General features: G+C 65.9%; 12 protein-coding genes. 2 read left to right on the forward strand and 10 right to left on the reverse strand.

Annotation, left to right across the window (positions count from 1 at the left end; translation table 11 throughout):
- Positions 1-247: 247 nt before the first annotated feature.
- The 7 genes from J2S53_RS03605 to J2S53_RS03635 form a co-directional block, all read right to left on the reverse strand.
- Entirely contained in the window at positions 248-952 is a 705-nt protein-coding gene (locus tag J2S53_RS03605; RefSeq protein WP_456239750.1) for a fasciclin domain-containing protein, read from the reverse strand.
- Positions 953-1081: 129 nt separating this feature from the next.
- Positions 1082-2692: a molybdopterin-dependent oxidoreductase gene (locus tag J2S53_RS03610; RefSeq protein ID WP_456239751.1), complete on the reverse strand. Its 1611-nt coding sequence runs from the start codon at positions 2690-2692 to the stop codon at positions 1082-1084.
- 155 nt (positions 2693-2847) lie between these two features.
- Positions 2848-4737 carry a helix-turn-helix domain-containing protein gene (locus tag J2S53_RS03615; RefSeq protein ID WP_456242691.1) on the reverse strand — a complete coding sequence of 630 codons (1890 nt, stop codon included), beginning with the start codon at positions 4735-4737 and terminating at the stop codon, positions 2848-2850.
- A gap of 116 nt (positions 4738-4853) precedes the next feature.
- On the reverse strand, positions 4854-6194 hold the full coding sequence (locus tag J2S53_RS03620) for an MFS transporter (protein WP_092980077.1): 1341 nt from the start codon (positions 6192-6194) through the stop codon (positions 4854-4856).
- A 99-nt stretch (positions 6195-6293) separates the two neighbouring features.
- Positions 6294-7073, reverse strand: coding sequence for a 3-hydroxybutyrate dehydrogenase (locus J2S53_RS03625; RefSeq protein WP_456239752.1), 780 nt, complete (start codon positions 7071-7073; stop codon positions 6294-6296).
- A gap of 236 nt (positions 7074-7309) precedes the next feature.
- Positions 7310-8620 carry a PepSY-associated TM helix domain-containing protein gene (locus tag J2S53_RS03630; RefSeq protein ID WP_456239753.1) on the reverse strand — a complete coding sequence of 437 codons (1311 nt, stop codon included), beginning with the start codon at positions 8618-8620 and terminating at the stop codon, positions 7310-7312.
- Positions 8621-9103: 483 nt separating this feature from the next.
- Entirely contained in the window at positions 9104-10822 is a 1719-nt protein-coding gene (locus J2S53_RS03635) for a carbon starvation CstA family protein (protein ID WP_456239754.1), read from the reverse strand.
- A 125-nt stretch (positions 10823-10947) separates the two neighbouring features.
- On the opposite strand from J2S53_RS03635, the gene J2S53_RS03640 reads away from it, so the two are divergent.
- On the forward strand, positions 10948-11757 hold the full coding sequence (locus tag J2S53_RS03640) for a hypothetical protein (RefSeq protein ID WP_456239755.1): 810 nt from the start codon (positions 10948-10950) through the stop codon (positions 11755-11757).
- A 22-nt stretch (positions 11758-11779) separates the two neighbouring features.
- On the opposite strand, the gene J2S53_RS03645 is transcribed toward J2S53_RS03640, so the two are convergent.
- The 3 genes from J2S53_RS03645 to J2S53_RS03655 form a co-directional block, all read right to left on the reverse strand.
- Complete coding sequence (locus tag J2S53_RS03645) at positions 11780-12691, reverse strand: endonuclease/exonuclease/phosphatase family protein (RefSeq protein ID WP_456239756.1); 912 nt, start codon at positions 12689-12691, stop codon at positions 11780-11782.
- A 144-nt stretch (positions 12692-12835) separates the two neighbouring features.
- Complete coding sequence (locus J2S53_RS03650; RefSeq protein ID WP_456239757.1) at positions 12836-13513, reverse strand: MBL fold metallo-hydrolase; 678 nt, start codon at positions 13511-13513, stop codon at positions 12836-12838.
- Positions 13514-13595: 82 nt separating this feature from the next.
- A complete protein-coding gene (locus J2S53_RS03655) occupies positions 13596-14408 on the reverse strand; it encodes a maleylpyruvate isomerase family mycothiol-dependent enzyme (RefSeq protein ID WP_456239758.1) in 813 nt (270 codons plus the stop codon).
- Between the two features lie 428 nt (positions 14409-14836).
- Between J2S53_RS03655 and uvrA the strand changes: the two genes are divergently transcribed.
- A complete protein-coding gene (gene uvrA / locus J2S53_RS03660) occupies positions 14837-17698 on the forward strand; it encodes an excinuclease ABC subunit UvrA (RefSeq protein WP_456239759.1) in 2862 nt (953 codons plus the stop codon).
- The last annotated feature ends 583 nt before the right edge of the window (positions 17699-18281 follow it).

The raw sequence follows: 18281 nt of genomic DNA on the forward strand, positions 1-18281 counted from the left end.
ACTACTGCGACAACGGTGTGTGATTGTCCATCCACCGACTCAGGACGTCGGCCGCGGGGTGGGGGCCGTTCGTACGGCACGCGATCGGAGTCGGGAACTGTTTTCGGCGGCGGGCCGACGATGAAGGCATCGGTCGGCTCACGAAAAAGCCGGTCCTCGTGGGCCGGGAAGCGGGTGCGAAAAGGATTCTTCGGATCGGTGAAAACTCGCGATTCACCGATCCGAAGTCCTGGGTGAATTTTACCGATCACTGCTTCGGAGGCATCAGTACCTCGTCGATGACGAACACCGTGGCGTTGGCGGTGGGAACGTTCCCGACCTGTACGTTCGCCCCGTCGATCTTGATGTTCTCACCACTGCCGCTGATCGGAACGGTCTTTCCGTTGACCGTTTCGACCTCACCGGCGTTGCCGAGTTCCTCGGCGTTCATCCGCTCGGGAACCACGTGGTACGTGAGAATGTTGGTCAACTGCTCCTTCTTGGCGGGATCGTTGAGCAACGCCTCCAACGTGGCGGGATCCAGCTTTTCGAAGGCCGAGTTGGCGGGTGCGAAAACGGTGTAGCTGGCGTCCGACTTGTTCAGCGTGTCGACCAGGCCCGCCGTCTGCACCGCTTTGGTCAGGCTGGTCAGCAGCGGATTGTTGCTCGCGGCCGTTCCCACGGGATCATCGACCATGCCCTTGGCCGATCCCTCGTTGCCGGGGTCGGTCGGTACCTTGGAGGCGGCCGGGCCGTAGATGTCGTCGACCGTGGTCACACCCTGCTCGTTCATGCTGTCCTGCCCGGATTGTTCCTGCCCGGACTGTTCCCCGTTCTGCTGCGACTGCGAGGACTGATTCTGCTCGTTCTGATTCTGGTCGCCGCTCTCGGCTCCTCCGCCGCATGCGGACAGCAACAGGGCCATGGAAGCCACGGCGCCGGTAACGGCGGTTTTCACTCGCGTGTTGTTCATCGGAATCGGTCGTTTCCCTTCGGTTCGCTTCCGGGGTGGCCCCGAAGTATTTCTTCCCGGCATTCGGAGTCGAGTGAGGTCTCGATTGGCGTCTCGGCGAATTTTCTTCCGCTTATTGGGTGACTCGCGTCATTCCGCGGTGAAAAAGATCGAGTGCCGGCCGGTGGCTCCGTCGGGAACCGTGGGAACACGTTTCGCGGTCTGGGTGTAGCCTGAGCGGTCGGTGGCTCGGGACTCCACATTGTGGCCGCCGGGTGGGAGATCCAGCTCGATCCGCCACATACGCCAGGTGTCCGTGTTGACGGCGGCGGAAAGCTCCGCCGCTCGCCAGGCCCCCTGGTCGACTCGCACCTCGACACGCTCGATCCCGGTGTGCGGCGCCCATGCGATGCCCGCCACGGTGATCCTGCCCGCAGGCGTCTTCTCGAACCCCTTAGGGCGATCGATGCGTGACTGGGTCTTGACGGGGGCGCGTTCCGCCCAACCCCGCTTTTCCCAGTACGTACGAGCGTCCCAGGTGGTGACTTCGAGATCGGTCACCCACTTGGTCGCCGAGACGTAGCCGTACAGCCCCGGTGTGACCATGCGGACCGGGAAGCCGTGCTCAGTGGGCAGTGGCTCGCCGTTCATCCCCACCGCCAGCAGCGCGTCCCGGTTGGGATCGGTGAGCGCGTCGATCGGGGTTCCGGCGGTGAAGTCGTCCACGCTGGTACTGAGCACCTGTTCCGCACCGTCCCGTATCCCTGACTCCGCCAGAATGTCGCGGACCGGCACTCCGATGAACTCGGCTGTCGAGATGTAGGAGCCGCCCACCGGGTTGGACACGCATACCATCGTGATCGGTTTCTGCAGCTGTCGTCGGTCCATCAGATCGTCGAAGGTGAGGTTCAACTCCCGATCGACCATGCCGTGTACTCGCAGACCCCACTCCGAAGCGGGTAGCCGCGGCACACGTAACGCAGTGTCGATCCGGTAGAAGTTCTCGTTGCGCGTGATGAAGGTCGGCGTTCCCGAGTCCGCGAAATCCGCCCCCGCCGCAACCGGGGGTGCCGTGACGTCCGGCTCCAGTGCTCCGATGGCTTGCCGGGACCTGCTGACCCGACGTGCCCCGCTCAGCAGCTGTCCGACAGCCCCCGCGGTCCCCGAAGCGAGGGCGACAGCGACTCCCGAGATCAGGAAGCGCCTGCGTCCGCCGGCCGCGCCTTCCGTCGCCGTTTCTTCCCGCTCGGCGTCCTCCCGCTCGGCATCTTGCCCGGATCGCGCCGACGCCGGCTCGCTTCCCTGGGGTTTCGCGGAGGCAGCGCGGTGCAGCCAGGCAAAGGCAGCCACCCCCATCAGCGCGGCTGTCACGGGAGCTGTCAGGGCCAATGGGTCCAGACTGGAGCGGGACACGGTGGCGGCCATACCGAGCAGACCGAAGCCGGTGATCATCGTCATCCCGGGCACCGGGGTCCGGCGTGACACCAGTCCACCCACCGCCGCCAGCGCGGCGATCACGATTCCCATGCCAACCAGCAGCGCGAGTTTGTCGGCGGTGCCGAACAGGTCGATCGCCAGTTCCTTCACCGGCTGCGGTGTCAGATCGATCGCCGTGTTGCCCACCGCCAGGTAAGGGGAGGCGAGCGGTTCGGTCAGCGCGGCGACCAGGTGTCCCGCCGTCAGGGCTGCCGCCACCGCGAGCAGGGCGATGAGTACGGCAACAGCACCACCCAGCCGATGTTGGTGACTCGCACGGTTCATGACCGGGATTCGGAGTCGAACGCGCCTCGGACTGCTCCCGGAACGGTACAGATCCGGAAGGGGACAGATCCGCTCTCGAAGACCGCGCCCCGATTTCCCGGTACTTCCCGTCGAGCTGTCGTGGCGTGGCCGGTTGTCGCGGCAGGGCGGGAGCCCTACTGCTCGTCGCCGGACAGCCGATGCAACCGCAGCGCCAGCTGAATCTCCAGGCCGCGCTCGGGAGTCCGCCAGTCCGGGCCGAGCAGTGCCGAAACCCGCTCCAGCCGTTGGGCGACCGTGTTCACGTGCACGTGCAACGCTCGAGCCGTTCTACTGAGACCGGCATCGTGCTCGAAGTAGCTTCGCAGTGTTTTGACCAGATCGGTGCCTTTGCGGGAGTCGTAGTCCAGTACCGCCCCGACGGTTCGACGTACGTAGCCGGAGAGATCACCACGGTCCCCCAGCAACACCCCCAGGAATCCCAACTCCGCCAGGGCCGCCCCCTCACCCGTGCGGCCCAGCGCGAGCAGTGCTTCCAGGCAGCGGCACGCCTCCTCGTACTTGCCCGCGATTCCATCCAGCCCCTCCACAGGTCCGGAACCGCCCACCGTGACCGGACGTGCCGCGCTCGTGCCGAGTGCTCGGGCGGCGTACTGGGCCGCGCTTCCCGCATCCGTACCGGGAAGCACGAGAACCAGATGGTCGCCATGGGTACCCGCGAGACCGCTGTGCTGCCCGACATAGCGCGAGGCCGTGGAAGCCAGTCGCTCGCGATCCGCGTTTCCGCAGCGAGAGACCAGCACCACTTTGCTGCCCTCGGGATCGAAGCCGACCCGTCTCGCTCTGGCCGACAGGCCACCGTACGCGCGTTCCCCCGCGCCGAGCAGCTCGGTGATCAGCTCTCCCCGCACGCGTTCCTCCGCCTCGGCGGTTCTGCGTCGGAGCAACAGCACCAGTGCGGTAACCACACCCGCGCGTTCGAACAACCGCCGATCGGCATCGGCGGGTTCGTGACAGCCCACCAGCGTCAGGCTGCCGAGCAGTTCGGGGCCGGCCAACGCCGCGCACACCAGGTTCGTCCGCCACGGCACCGATCTCCCGCTGTTGCGGGACTGCCGCACCGCCCGGCCGGGCCACGGCAACGAGTCCGTCGCCGCGCACGCCAGCTCGGTGCCGTCCTCGTCGTGTACCACGATACCGCCCCCGAGCACGTCTGCCACGGCTTTCGCGATGTCCTCCAGGGTCCCGCCGCGCAGTACCAGATCCGTGAGGCGGTCGTGGGCTCGTTCGGCACGTCGCATCGCCGAGTTGTGTTCACGGATGGTCTCGTGCGCGGTGTTGAGCTCCACCAACGCGTGCCGCGTCTCCTCCAGCAGTCGTGAGTTGTCGATGGCGATAGCGGCGTGGTCGGCCAGTGAGGACAGCAGCGCGATCTCGTCGTGCGAGTAGTCGCGTGTCGAGCGGTCCGCGGCGTAGAGCACTCCGATCACCGAGCCACCCACCGACAGCGGAACTCCCAGGATGGCCACGAGCCGTTCGTCACCGACGGCGTGGTCGATGTCGTCGGTGTGCGTGAACCGCTCGTCCTCGAAGTAGGAGGGGGTGGCGTAGGGCCGGGCGGTCTGGGCCACCAGTCCGCCCAGACCTTCTCCCATCCCGAGCCGCACCTGCTGGAACAGCGCCGAGACGCACCCGTCGGTGACCCGCATGTAAGTGGTACCCGCCCGGGAGTCGTTGAGACTGAGATAAGCCACGTGGCTTCCCAGCAGCATCCGCGCGCGGTGCACGATCGCCCGTAACACCGCGTCGGGATCGCGGACCCGCGCCAGGTCCCCCGCGGTGTCGAAGAGGGCGGCCAGTTCCGACTCGTGGCGGCGCCGTTCGTCGAGGGTGTTGCGGAGTCGTAGCGCCAGCTTCCCCGCCCGCTCCACGCGGTGCAGGTCCCGGGCGGGGAGCTGAGCACGCGCTTCCACCGGTACCTGCGCGAGCTGCTCACTGGTGCCGTCGCCCGCGAGCAGTTCGAACAGGTTCAGCAGGTAATCCGAGCAGGTGAGCATGCTCGTCATGGTCGGGGCGGGGTGGTCCCGACGGCAACCGAGTGACGAACGCGGTTCGGTTTCCGCCGCCGGTTCCTGGTCCCGGTGGTACGGGCTTCCCGCCGACACCGCCGCTCACCCGTCCTTTACCGCGCGATTTCGGTTTCCGCCGTGCTCTCGGTGTGCAGCGAGCTTCCCCGCGTCTCGGTGGCGAACAGAATGGCCACGGAGGTCACCGCCGCGCCCAGGGCAACATAGACCGCGATCGGTACCCAGCTGTCGAACGCGGCCAGCAGGCCGGTGGCGATCGTGGGCGCCAGCCCGCCCGCTATCACCGATGCCAGCTGGTAGCCGATCGAGGCGCCCGAGTACCTGACGCGGGTGCCGAACAGCTCGGACATGAAAGCGGCCTGCGGACCGTACATGGCCGCGTGCAGGATCAGGCCGCCCGTCACCCCGAGCGCGATCAGGGTGAACGACCCGGTTCCGAGCAGCGGGAAGAACGCGAAGATCCAGAAACCGGTTCCCACGGCGCCGATCAGATAGATCCCTCTGCGGCCGTACCGGTCGGACAGCGCACCCCAGATCGGAATGACCACGAAATGCACCACCGAGGCGACCAGGACCGCGTTGAGCGCGATCGATTCGGACAGCCCCAACTGTTCGGTTATGTAGGTCAGCACGAATGCCGTGATCACGTAGTAACAGACGTTCTCGACGAAGCGTGCCCCCGAGGCGATCAGCACCTCACGCCACTGCTCGCGCAGCACCCGAACGATGGGCGGTTGCTCGGGAGTGCTTCGCTGCTGCGCCTTGTCGGCGGCGTCCAGGAACACCGGCGACTCGCTGACCGACAGTCGGATCCACAGTCCCACCAGCACCAGCAGTCCCGAGAGCAGGAACGGGACACGCCAGCCCCACGCCATGAAGGCTTCATCCGACTGCACCGCTGACAGCACGGCCAGTACCGCGGTGGCCAGCAGGTTGCCGGTCGGTACCCCCGCTTGCGGCCAGGAGGCCCAGAAGCCGCGTCGTGCGCTGTCGGTGTGCTCGGACACGATGAGCACCGCTCCGCCCCATTCACCGCCCAGGGCGAATCCCTGCACCACTCGCAGCAGGGTCAGCAGGATGGGGGCCGCGACGCCTATCGCCCCGAAAGTGGGAAGCAGCCCCACCGCGAAGGTGGCACCCCCCATCAGCAACAGACTCAGCACCAGCAGTTTCTTGCGTCCCAGCCGGTCACCGAAGTGACCGAACACCAGGCCACCCAGCGGGCGGAACACGAAGCCGATCGCGAAGCTGGAGAACGCCAGCAGCGTACCGATCAGCTTGTCCTCGGTGGGGAAGAAAGCCGTGTTGAACACCAACGCGGCTGCCGAGCCGTACAGGAAGAAGTCGTACCACTCGACAGTGGTGCCGATCATGCTCGATCCGACGATCCGGGTCAGTGAGGTGCCGGAGGGCGAATCGGATCGTGTCGCGTTCATGTCTCACTCCTGTTGTGCCGGGACACGAGTTGTGCGGATACCCGGTTGCCCGGGGCGGGAACCGGTACGTGGTGCGGCGGAACCGGAACCGGGTGAGGGTCACCGCGCGGTCCACGCTCCGTCGATCGGTATCGAGGCGCCGGTGAGATAGTCGGAGCCCGGCCCGCAGAGCCAACCGACCACTGTGGCTACCTCGTCCGGCTCGATGAGCCTCTTGATCGCGCTGTGTCGCAGGAAGACCCGGTCGGCCACCTCGTGCTCGGGGATGCCGTTTTCGCGTGCCTGGGCGGCGAGCTGGCCTTCCAACAACGGGGTTCGCACGTAGCCGGGCTCGACACAGTTGCTGGTGACACCGTGCGGGCCCCCTTCCAGCGCGGCCACTTTGTTCAGTCCCTCCAACGCGTGCTTGGCGGCTACGTACGCCGATTTACCCGCACTGGCCCGTACTCCGTGGACGCTGGAGATGTTGACGATGCGTCCCCATCCCCGCTCGTACATGTGCGGCAGGCAGTGGCGCATCAGCAGGAAGGGGGCGGTGACCATGACCTGCTGGATCTGTGTGAAAACGTCGGTGGGGAACTCCTGGATCGGCGCCACGTGCTGAATCCCGGCGTTGTTGACCAGGATGTCCACCTCGGTCGGCAATCGTGTGACTCCCGAGTCCTCCCGCAGGTCCAGTACGTGTGTCCGGCCGTCGATTTCGTTCGCGGCCGCCGTCGCGGCCCGCTCGTCGTGATCCAGTACGTGTACCAGACAGCCCGCCGCTGCCAGTCGCTTCGCACAGGCGAACCCGATTCCGCTTCCCGCGCCGGTGACCAGCGCGGTCGAGCCGGAGAGATCGGCGAACCCGGTGGAAGGATCCGGAAACTCCGTCGTCATGTCGGATCAGGCTAGACGCGGATCTCGACGTGATCGATGTGATGATTCGACACAGCCTTGGACTCCGAAGTGTGCCGTGTCCACATTGTCACGCCCGGAAGGGCACCCGAACCGCATCGCTCCGGACCGGTTGTGCGGAGCGGCGCGGACGGGCGGGTCCCCGTCCCCGGTGTGCGGGACCACGGTCGGGCCGAACGACCGACCCGACCGCACGTGACCAGCCTCGGAGCCGGGTGCTACTTCCCGCTGGTGCGGATCGCGTGCACCGCTCGCTCGAGGGCCAGGTATCCCAGCAGTGTGATGCCCAGCAAGGGGAGCAGCACCATGAGCAGTGCGAATCCGAGCAGTATCGGCAACGGGGCGTTGCGCACCACTGATCCCAGGCGCGGTGGCGCGCCGAGTGAGCCGGAGGGCCTGCGCAACAACCAGACCCGATAACCCGCGATGATCAGCACCAGCAACGCGACCGCGAGCGCGGTCAACAGCAGCCGCGTGGCCAGCCCGAACAACTGGGCCTGGTGAAAGTCGATCCCCAGCGAGGTGGCCTTGGCCAGCGGAGGGTACTCCGCCCATTCCACCCGGTCGACGATCTCACCGGTGTCGCCGTTCACGGCCAGCGCTGTGGGGTTCACCGGCCATCGGCTGTCGTCCTCCTCGACTTTCCACGCGTGTCCGGGGGAGTCGGGTGGCTCGAATACCACGACTCCGTTCAGTCCGGCCTCCCGCGCCGCGGTTGCCGCCCGGTCTGCTCCGGCCGTCGTCACCTCGGCCGTGGCTGATTCGTCTACTGTGGCTCCACCGGCCTCCTCGGTCCCGGTGTTCGGGTGCAGTACCGTGGACACCTCGGGTGAGTCCGAGTCGAACTGACTTCGTGCCACGTCGACCCAGGAACCCGCGTACGTCGTCCAGGTCAGGCCGGTGACTATGAGCAGTACCAGCCCCGCGGCGGCGGTGACTCCGACGAGCCCGTGCAGCGAACGCCACCGGGGACGTCCCGGCTTCCGGAACAGAAAGTTTCTGGCGAGAGCTCGGTTGTCGCGTGGCCACCACAGCACGAGTCCGGTGATTATCGATACCAGCAGCCAACTCGCGGCCAGTTCGGATATCGGTTCCGCGAATTTCCCTATTCGAAAGTTGGAATGCAGGTTACGCAGCCATTCGTCCGGCCGGTTCGATTCGGTTATACTGCCGGTGACTTCGGCCGAAGACGGGTCGACGTAGACTGTCACCGTGCCTTTCGGCTTTTCGAACCTGTTCTGCTCGGCTGTTTCCGGGGCCAGGGTTACCGCCGTTGTCTCCTCGCCCGCCGGAGCGGCAGGAGCGGCAGGGGTCACAGAGGATAATCGCAGTTCGGGCCGTGTTTCACGCGCCGAGGAGATCTGTTCGTCCAGCGGTCGCGCCGGGCCTTCGGCGGTCGCGCTGAGGGCCTGCCGGTGCAGCATGTGTTCCAGTTGCGGATTCCAGGCGTACAGAATTCCGGTAATCGCCATGGCGAACAAGATCGGGGCGGCCAGTACTCCGCCGAGAAAATGCACACGCCACAGCACGGGACGTATCGTCGCGCGTTGGCGGGCCCTTGGTTCGTTCGTCTCCCGTGTCCGGGAAACGGGGGTGGACTCGGTTGATCGTCGGGACACACCGGCTCCTGTCTTCGGCGGTCGGGTGTTACCCGACCGTTCGGGTTGGGCGTGTGTGGAGTTCCCACGATCATTGGAGTGTGATCGATGCCACCTCCGGTGTTCAACGGTTGATCACGTGCTGGCCATCCGGTTCAGGGCCTTGGTCGGGCGGAGCGGATGGCCCCGTGCCAACCGGGCGTGTCGCGAACATGCTGTTCAGGTGGTGTGGCTGTCCCTTGGTCCGTTCACGACCCCCGGAGAGCCGCACTCGGGAACGACACCCGATCGGCCGAATCGATTCCGTTGTGGCGTCTCGGCGCGTCGAGCCCGTCCCGGGCGGGGCCTCCCCACGCGTGCCCGGCGGGGTGGACGGATGACGGGCTCCTGCCGTCGGAGCCCGTCACATCATCCTTATCCTTCCGTGGCGTAATGATGGGAATCGGTGGTTTCGTCGCGGCTGCGCACAGCTCTGCGCAGCGCTACTGCCGCTTCCACGATCAGCCACACCGCCAGCAGGAAGATGATCACATCCAGCGGGGCGAGTACCCACTGACCCTGCGTGACGAACTCGACGAGGTTCAGCGCCAGAGCCCATGTGGTCATCACCAGCAGGAACAGCAGCGGTACCAGTACCGCCAGCGGATTCCGCCTGTTCTTGGTCACCCACACCGCCACCACGGCCAGCGCGAGCCCAGCCGTGAGCTGGTTGGTGGTACCGAACAGTTGCCAGAGAACCCCGAAGGTGTAGCCCTTTTCGCCTCCACCGGGCAGTAACGCCATCGCCATCGGGATGACCACGGCAACCGTACTGGCCAGTGTCATGTTGCGCGCCAGCGGGCGAACCCTGGTGATCTCGCCGATCTCCTGCACCACGTAACGCTGTAGCCGTACGCCCGTGTCCATCGTGGTGGCGGCGAAACTGATCACCATGATCGTGGCGAACACCAGGCCGACGCTGATCGGCAGTCCCAGATTGTTCGCGAATCCGGCCACACCCCGTACGAAGTTCTGGGTCGCCCCGTCGGAGGCGGTGGCGAAGCTGGCGTAGAGGTTGTTCCACTCGACGGTCGAGCCCACCGCTCCCGCGGTAACCGCGAGCACTGCGGCGACCGCGAGCGACCCTTCACCCACGGCCCCCATGTATCCGATGTATCGGGCATCGGTTTCCCTGCCCAGCTGTTTGGAGGACGTGCCCGACGAGACCAGGCTGTGGAAACCCGACACCGCCCCACAGGCGATGGTCACGAACAGGAACGGGAACCAGCTCGGCGAGTCGGCGGGGACGTCGTTGATCACGGGTGCGACTATCCGGTCGAAGCCGACCACGACGCCCACCAGGATCACGGCGAGCCCGACGAACAGTTGGTGCGAGTTGATGTAGTCCCTGGGCTGTAGCAACACCCACACCGGAAGTCGTGAGGCGACGAAGGTGTAGGCGAACAGGAAGACGACCCACAGTGTCCTGGGCTCCACCCCGAGCGTGGCGGCGAGGGGACCCAGCGAGACGGGAAAGGCCATGCCGAGCAGGATCGTCAGATACAACACGATCACACCGATGATCGATGGCAGGAACGCCGAGGACCTGGTGTGATAGACGTACTGGCCGATACCGATGGCCAGTGGCACCTGTAGCACCACGGGCAGCACGGCAGCCGGGTTGGCCACGAACAGGTTGGCGATGACCACGGCGAACACGGCGTTGACCAGTGTCAGCAGGAAGAAAATGATCAACAGGAACAGTGTGCGAGCTCTTCTGCTGATCACGTCACGAGCCAGGGTTCCGATACTCTCGGCCCGGTGCCGTACTGAGACCACCAGTGAACCGAAATCGTGTGCACCCGCCGCGAAGATGGTTCCGAAAGTGATCCACAGCAGTGCCGGTCCCCAACCCCAGAACACCGCGATGGCCGGTCCCACGATCGGAGCGGCACCCGCTACCGAGGTGAAGTGGTGTCCGAACAGTACGTGCTTGTTCGTCGGTACGAAGTCGACTCCGTCCCCCCTCTGGTGGGCCGGTGTCACGAACTCGGGGTCCAAACCGTACACACGGCGTGCCAGATAAGCCGAGTAGTAGCGGTATCCGAGAGCGAAGATCCCCAGAACCACCAGGGCCGGAACGATCGCGGGCATGTCTCACTCCTCCGGCGTGGCTGCGGCGTCCGACAACGTGGTATAAGCCACCCACGGAGAGTATCTCCCATTCAGGGGTCACACACCAGGTTGAAAGGACAGAGCCGTTGCGGCAAATCCGTTCAGTGTGGCGAAAGGCGCTGACCGGCGAACTCTGCTGGGTGGACTCGGCGGGACGTCCGAACGGGATCGCCGTGACACCGTTGTTGCGTGGTGAGGTGCCGTGTGTGGCGCTGCCGTACTCCCATCGTGCGACCGTTCGACTGTTGGCGGAGGCGACCGAGGTCGGTTTCGCCGTTACGGACGGACGTTCGCTGCGAACGGGGGAGGGGGGCATGGTGGTCTTCGGTCCCGTCCGGGTGATCGATGATCTGTCGGGCTCGTTGTTCGGCGAACAGCTGCTCGAACAGGAGCTGCGCAAATACCCGCCCTCGCGTGCGCTCGTCGACAGCCTGCTGCTCCGCCGCGAGAACTGGTGGTGGATGCCACGAGTGGTCGTGGAGTTGTCCGGAGTGAACCGTGTCGTCGAATCCGCCCGCCGTGACGATCCCGCGCGAGACGCGTTGTTGATTCACGGGTCGGAGACCCCCGCGGTTAGTACCGTGGCACTCGGTGAGCGCAGCTCCGGCCGTATGGAAATCACCCCATTGGATGATGCTTTGCTCTCCGACGGGGGGACGGGAATGGTATTCGGGTACGACTACACCAGTACCGACCTCGAAAGATGGGAAAGCTGGCGGTTTTCCGGTTCGTTGCGGCGTGGCGGGCTCGAAATCTCGCACGGGGAGGGGACACCCGGCGAAAAGTCCCGTCCCCTCGGGCTGTTGGAGCGGATTCGGCGCAGGCACAAGATCGCCAAAGCGTGTCGCGGTGAGATAACCGTCGCCGAACGTCACACGAACGGGGGTTCCCGAGAGGTGTCGTGGACCCCGTGACCCGAGCGGGAAACCGAACTTTTCAACTCGGGATTCGCAGTTCCGCGAGCACCGGAAGGTGATCGGAGGCCGTGCTGGCCACCGTCGTCGAACAAACGACCTCCGTCTCCCGGGACGCCGCTATGTGGTCGAGTCGCACCCGCGGTCCTCGCGCCGGGTAGGTCGGCGCGCCGGTGTGTCCCGCCGTGTCGCGAAGCCGCTTCCAGAGCGGAGCCAGTTCCGGAGCTCGCGAGGTGGCGTTGAGATCCCCGAGCAGCAGTCGGGGCGTACCCGGCTCGTTCCGATCCAGGGCGGTCACGATCTCCCTCACCTGGATCCGTCGCGTCCGAGGGCTTTTTCGGTAGTCCAGATGAGCGGCGTAAACGTGCACGGCGGTTCCGTTGATATCCACGACCACTTCGGGAAATCCCGGCAGTCTGACGGTGCTCTCGGAGGGGTGTTGAGTGCTTCGCCTGGTCATCCGGTGGTTGGTCGCGGAGAGCACGGGGTGTTCGCTCAGTACCGCCAGGCCGAACCGTCGTTTCGGATAACTCGGCCGTGGCGGGGGAAGAGTGTAGATCGGGGCGAAGAACGCGCGCATCCCCAGCCTGCTCGCCAGCACTCTCGCCTGGTCGCGCCAGGCGCTGCGCCGTGACCAGTGCACATCCACTTCTTGCAGGGCTACCACCTCGGCTCCCGATCGCTCGATCACCGAAGCCGTCCGTCGCGGATTCAACCTCCCCTGGGAGTCACGGCCCGAATGGATGTTGTACTGCATCACCCGTAAGTGTGGACTCGGTTGCCTGCAACCCGCTGCCGAACTCGAGGACACCGAACTCGAGGACGCCGTCGCTTGTGGTGACGGCAGGACCTCTGGTGCTGCCAGCAACAGGCTCAGCACGATGACGGTGTGGCGGAGCACGCTCCCACTCTGCGGGACCAGTTCGTCGTCCACTGCGCTCAGCGTCGGTGTGTCGCCGGATCCGGTGCGATTCGACAGGGGGCTACCGCTCGGGAGCGCGGCCGGTCGAGGTGTTCTCGGCCGGCCGGAACCCGCGATGGGCGAGCCTCGTCCGTCGGCTCGTCGGCCGATCGGTACTCACCAGCCACGTGCCCGCCACTCGGACAGTTTCGGACGCTCGTTCCCCAGGGTCGAGTCGTCACCGTGGCCGGGATAGAACCACGTGTCGTCGGTGAGAACGCCGAAGACCCGGTTCTCCACGTCGTCGAGCAGCGAGCGGAAGTCCTCCGGTGTCCCCGTCTTGCCGACCCCACCGGGAAACAGCGAGTCCCCGGTGAACAGGTGCGGGTGCCCCACCGGGTCGCGGTAGAGCAGCGCGATCGAACCAGGCGTGTGTCCCCGCAGGTGCACGACCTCCAGCGCGGACTCGCCCACCTGGATGGTTTCGCCGTGTCCGACCTCCCGATCGGGAGGGATCGGAAGCGGTTCCGAGTCCAGGGGATGAGCCACGGTGTAGGAACCGGTCTGACCGGCGATGGAACCGAGTGCTTGCCAGTGGTCCGGATGCCGGTGCGTGGTGACGATGGTGCGCAGTCGCGGACGGTCCTCGTCGTGGCCGAGCAGGTCGGTCAACCGCTCCGGATCGTCGGCCGCGTCGATCAGCAACGCGTCCCCGGTGCGCCTGCAGGTGAGCAGGTACGCGTTGTTGTCCATCCGCCCCACGGAAATCTTGGTGACGGTCAGCGCGTCCAGCCTCCGCCGCGCGGCGGCACCGCCCGGCTGCACGTGTCCGGTGTAGTCTTCCTGGATCTCCACGACGGTGAGCCTAGTAGGACTCCCTCGTCCCGGTTCGCCGAGGTTCCGGGCGGGCCGAACCGTTGGCCCGCGCGGTGCGCGGTCACAGCCACGGTGGCAACTCAGGAGGGGAGCCTGCCAGCTGCTGAGGACCGGTTCTGCCCAGCAGCCATCCCAGGGCGACTGCCGGAGTGCCCCGCACCCGGTGCTCCGGTGAGTTCGGGGTGCCGAGCCGCCACACACTGCTGCTTCCGTCGGTGAACTCGACCTCGAGGGAGAGCGGCGGGACATCGGGGCGCCCGCCGAACTGTCGGACGGCGTCGTTGAGCAGCCATTCGATCTCCTCGCGCGGTATGTCGTCGAATCCGAAGCCGTGATTCAGATCCACCGAGTGCACCCGTACCTCGAACAGGCGGATCCGTGGTATCCGGTGCGCGGGGATCGACTTTCCCGGGGCCACTTCCACCTCGGCGTACCACGCCGGCTCCGGAAGCGTTCGGAAAGCCTCCGCCAGCCGCCCCGAGGCGGCCGCCACGTCCTCCAGCAGCAGTCGGTGGTTTCGCAGGCTGCCCTCGGAGATGTCGGCGTCCCTGTCCTGTCTGCTGGCGTACATGGCGTGTTCGACACCGGTGCGTGCCCACGTCAGCAGGTTGACGCACCCGTCGGCGTTGCGGGCCAGGTGCGAGATCACGTGTGCCCTGCTCCAGCCGGGCAGCAGGCTGGGCTCGTGTACCGAAGCGTCGTCCATTGCCTCCACCGTGCTCAGCAACCCGGCAGTGGCCTGCTGCACGGCTGTCAGCAGCTCTTTTCGGCGAGGGTGTCGCTGAGCCACTTCACCGTCGGCGTATTCCTCGTACTCGAGATCGGTCATGCTTCCCCGCCTTCGCGTGGCCTCGATGTCGTCGTCCCGAGTCATCGGGGCGGGGTGGTAGTACCGGCTTTGGACGAGGATAGGCGTGCCCGCACCCGTGGCGGTAGTCTCGTGGGGCCGTGAAGTCGGCGCGGAGCCCGCTGGTGGCTGGGGCCGATACGCATATATCACTCACCAGAGTGAAGTTCGCGTGGTTGTTCCCCGCCCCGGAACCGGTTCGGAATGCTCGTCGCGTTCGTGACGTTGTTCGCCGCGTGCGGAGGTGTCCGGGTCCCCCTTCGGGGTGGACCGCGTCGAGCCGTATTGTCGTCCCGCTGCAATAGCATGGGCGCGAACCGCGCCCCGCGCCCACCGAGCGACGGTTGTTCGGGTATCGGGAGCCGCGGGCGGGATCGTGGTGAAGCGGCGACAACGGCGGCCGTCGCATCACAACGTGCATCCGCAGACCACATACTTTGTGAAGGGATCTTCGAGTGGCTGACCGCCTAGTCGTCCGCGGCGCTCGTGAGCACAATCTCACCGGGATCGACCTCGACCTGCCGCGTAACAGCCTGATCGCTTTCACCGGCCTGTCCGGGTCCGGCAAGTCGAGCCTGGCCTTCGACACCATCTTCGCCGAGGGGCAGCGCCGGTACGTGGAGTCGCTGTCAGCCTACGCCAGACAGTTTCTGGGGCAGATGGACAAGCCGGATGTCGATTTCATCGAAGGACTGTCCCCCGCCGTATCCATCGATCAGAAGTCCACGAGCAAGAACCCCCGGTCGACCGTCGGCACCATCACCGAGGTCCACGACTATCTGCGGTTGCTGTTCTCCCGGGCGGGCAAACCGCACTGCCCGGAGTGCGGGGACCCCATAAGCAAGCAGACTCCGCAGCAGATCGTCGATCAAGTTCTCGCGATGCCGGAGCGTACCCGGTTCCAGGTGCTGGCTCCGGTGGTACGGGGGCGCAAGGGCGAGTACGTCGACCTGTTCGAACAGCTGCAGACACAGGGATACGCACGCGTGCGCGTGGACGGCGCCGTACATCCGCTCGAGTCGCCACCGACGCTCAAGAAGCAGGAAAAGCACGACATCGCCGTGGTCGTGGATCGGCTGACCGTCAAGCCCGAGGCCAAGCAGCGACTCACCGACTCCGTGGAAACCGCGCTTCGGCTGGCCGACGGGTTGGTAGCGCTGGAGTTCGTCGACGTCGAGGAGCACGACGCCCAGCGGGAACGCAAGTTCTCCGAGAACTTCGCCTGCCCGAACGGGCACCCCTTCGGAGTGGAGGAGCTGGAACCACGGGCCTTCTCCTTCAACTCCCCCTACGGAGCGTGCCCGGACTGTACCGGCCTCGGTATTCGCAAGGAGGTCGATCCGGAACTCATCGTTCCCGACGAGGATCTCTCGTTGTCCGAGGGGGCGATCGCACCGTGGGCGGGAGGCAACACCGCCGAGTACTTCACCCGTATGCTGACCGCGCTGTCGGAGTCGATCGGTTTCCGGATGGACACCCCGTGGAACCGGTTGTCCACCAAGGTCAAAAAGGCCGTGCTGCACGGCAGCACCGACCAGATCCACATGCGCTACCGGAACCGTTACGGCAGGCAGCGCTCCTACTACGCCGCCTACGAGGGCGTGATCCCCTTCCTGGAACGCCGGCTGGACCAGACCGAGTCCGACTACGCGCGGGAGAAGTACGAGGGCTACATGCGCGATGTGCCCTGTCCCTCCTGCGCGGGTACTCGGCTCAAACCGGAGATCCTGGCCGTCACCGTGCACAACCCCGAAATGGGGGAGATGTCCATAGCCCAGGTGAGTTCGTTGAGCGTGCGGGAGTGTTCGGCGTTTCTCGACGGGCTGGTGCTGGGCGAGCGGGAACAGATGATCGCCGGACGAGTCCTCAAGGAGGTGCAGGCCAGGCTGGGTTTCCTGCTCGACGTCGGGCTCGAGTACCTTTCGTTGGATCGACCCGCGGGCACGCTCTCCGGCGGTGAGGCACAACGGATTCGGCTGGCGACCCAGATCGGTTCCGGGCTTGTCGGAGTCCTCTACGTACTCGACGAGCCCTCGATCGGGCTACATCAACGTGACAACCACCGCCTGTTGGACACCTTGAACCGGCTGCGCGACCTCGGCAACACCCTGATCGTGGTCGAGCACGACGAGGACACGGTGCGCAGCGCCGACTGGGTGGTCGACATCGGACCCGGCGCCGGTGAGCACGGCGGACGTGTCGTACATGCGGGTCCGGTCACCGAGCTGCTCACCAACGAGAAGTCGTTGACCGGTGACTACCTGGCCAGGCGCAAGCGCATCGAGCTCCCAGCCGAGCGCAGGCCCAGGAACCCCAAGAACCAACTGACCGTGGTCGGGGCCAGGGAGAACAACCTCCGGGAGATCGACGTATCGTTCCCGCTGGGCTGTCTGATAGGCGTTACCGGCGTTTCCGGTTCCGGCAAGTCGACTCTGGTCAACGACGTACTGGCCTCCTCGTTGGCTAACAAGCTCAACGGTGCCCGCACGGTTCCCGGGAGGCACAAGCGCATCAGGGGGGTCGACAACGTGGACAAGCTCGTCCAGGTTGATCAATCCCCGATCGGGCGTACGCCCCGTTCCAATCCGGCCACCTACACAGGGGTGTTCGATCGGATCCGGAAGCTGTTCGCGGCCACCACGGAGGCGAAGGTCCGGGGGTACCAACCAGGCAGGTTCTCGTTCAACATCAAGGGGGGACGTTGTGAGGCCTGTGCCGGCGACGGAACCCTCAAGATCGAGATGAACTTCCTGCCCGACGTCTACGTCCCCTGCGAGGTCTGCAAGGGGGCTCGCTACAACCGGGAGACCCTCGAGGTCCGCTACAAGGGCAAGACCATAGCGGAGGTTCTCGACCTGCCCATCGAGGACGCGGCCGAGTTCTTCGAGCCGATCACCGCGATTCACAGGTATCTGAAGACGCTGGTGGACGTCGGACTCGGCTACGTACGTCTCGGCCAGCCCGCGCCCACGCTGTCCGGTGGCGAGGCACAGCGGGTCAAGCTCGCCAGCGAACTCCAGAAGCGCTCGACGGGCCGGACCGTCTACATTCTCGACGAACCGACCACGGGACTGCATTTCGAGGACATCCGCAAGCTGCTCGGTGTAGTCAACGGTCTGGTGGACAAGGGGAACACCGTGGTCGTGATCGAGCACAACCTCGACGTGATCAAAATGTCCGACTGGCTGCTCGACCTGGGGCCCGAAGGCGGTAACGGTGGTGGCACGCTGGTCGCCGAGGGGACACCGGAACAGCTGGCCGAAGTCGGGGAGAGCTACACCGGCCGGTTCCTGGCGCCGGCGCTGACCGAGCACTGACCAGTAGTTCGTCGGTGCGCGCTCCGGCCCTCGGGCCGGAGTGAGTCGATCAGTGGTGCTTGTGGTCGGGCATGCCCCGTAGGGCGCCGTTGGTTTGCCACGTACTGCCGGATGACGATCAACGGAGCACCGTCGCATGAGGCGGCGACGAGATCCTGTCGCCCGCCACCGACGAGTACGGCCACGACGTTCGAGCTTGCCCCGGAGCTTGACCCGGTGCCGGGGCTGTCGGCGTTCGCGGTGGACCAGCACGGGCAGGTTATCGGCAATCCCCGATTCCCTGCTCGGAAGATCGCCCGGCAGCACGCGAAGGTGGCCGACACTCGCACCGACTGGCCAAGAGCGTGCACGACGTGTCGACGGGCCCAAACCACTGTCGGCACGCGCATGGGGATGCCCGTGCGGCGTGGTCCACGACCGCGACCGCGATGCCGCCACCGGCATCCCCGCCGCCCACAGCGGGGAGCACGTCGAATCGGGAACCGGACCCCGGGCGAGATCGACTACTGTGTACTCTCTTTCCCCGCGTGTCGGTGTGCACCCTCAGGGGAAAACGCCTTTCGTTCGACGATCCCCGGGACGC

This window comes from Actinopolyspora lacussalsi (assembly GCA_030803735.1).
Taxonomy (GTDB): Bacteria; Actinomycetota; Actinomycetes; order Mycobacteriales; family Pseudonocardiaceae; genus Actinopolyspora; species Actinopolyspora lacussalsi.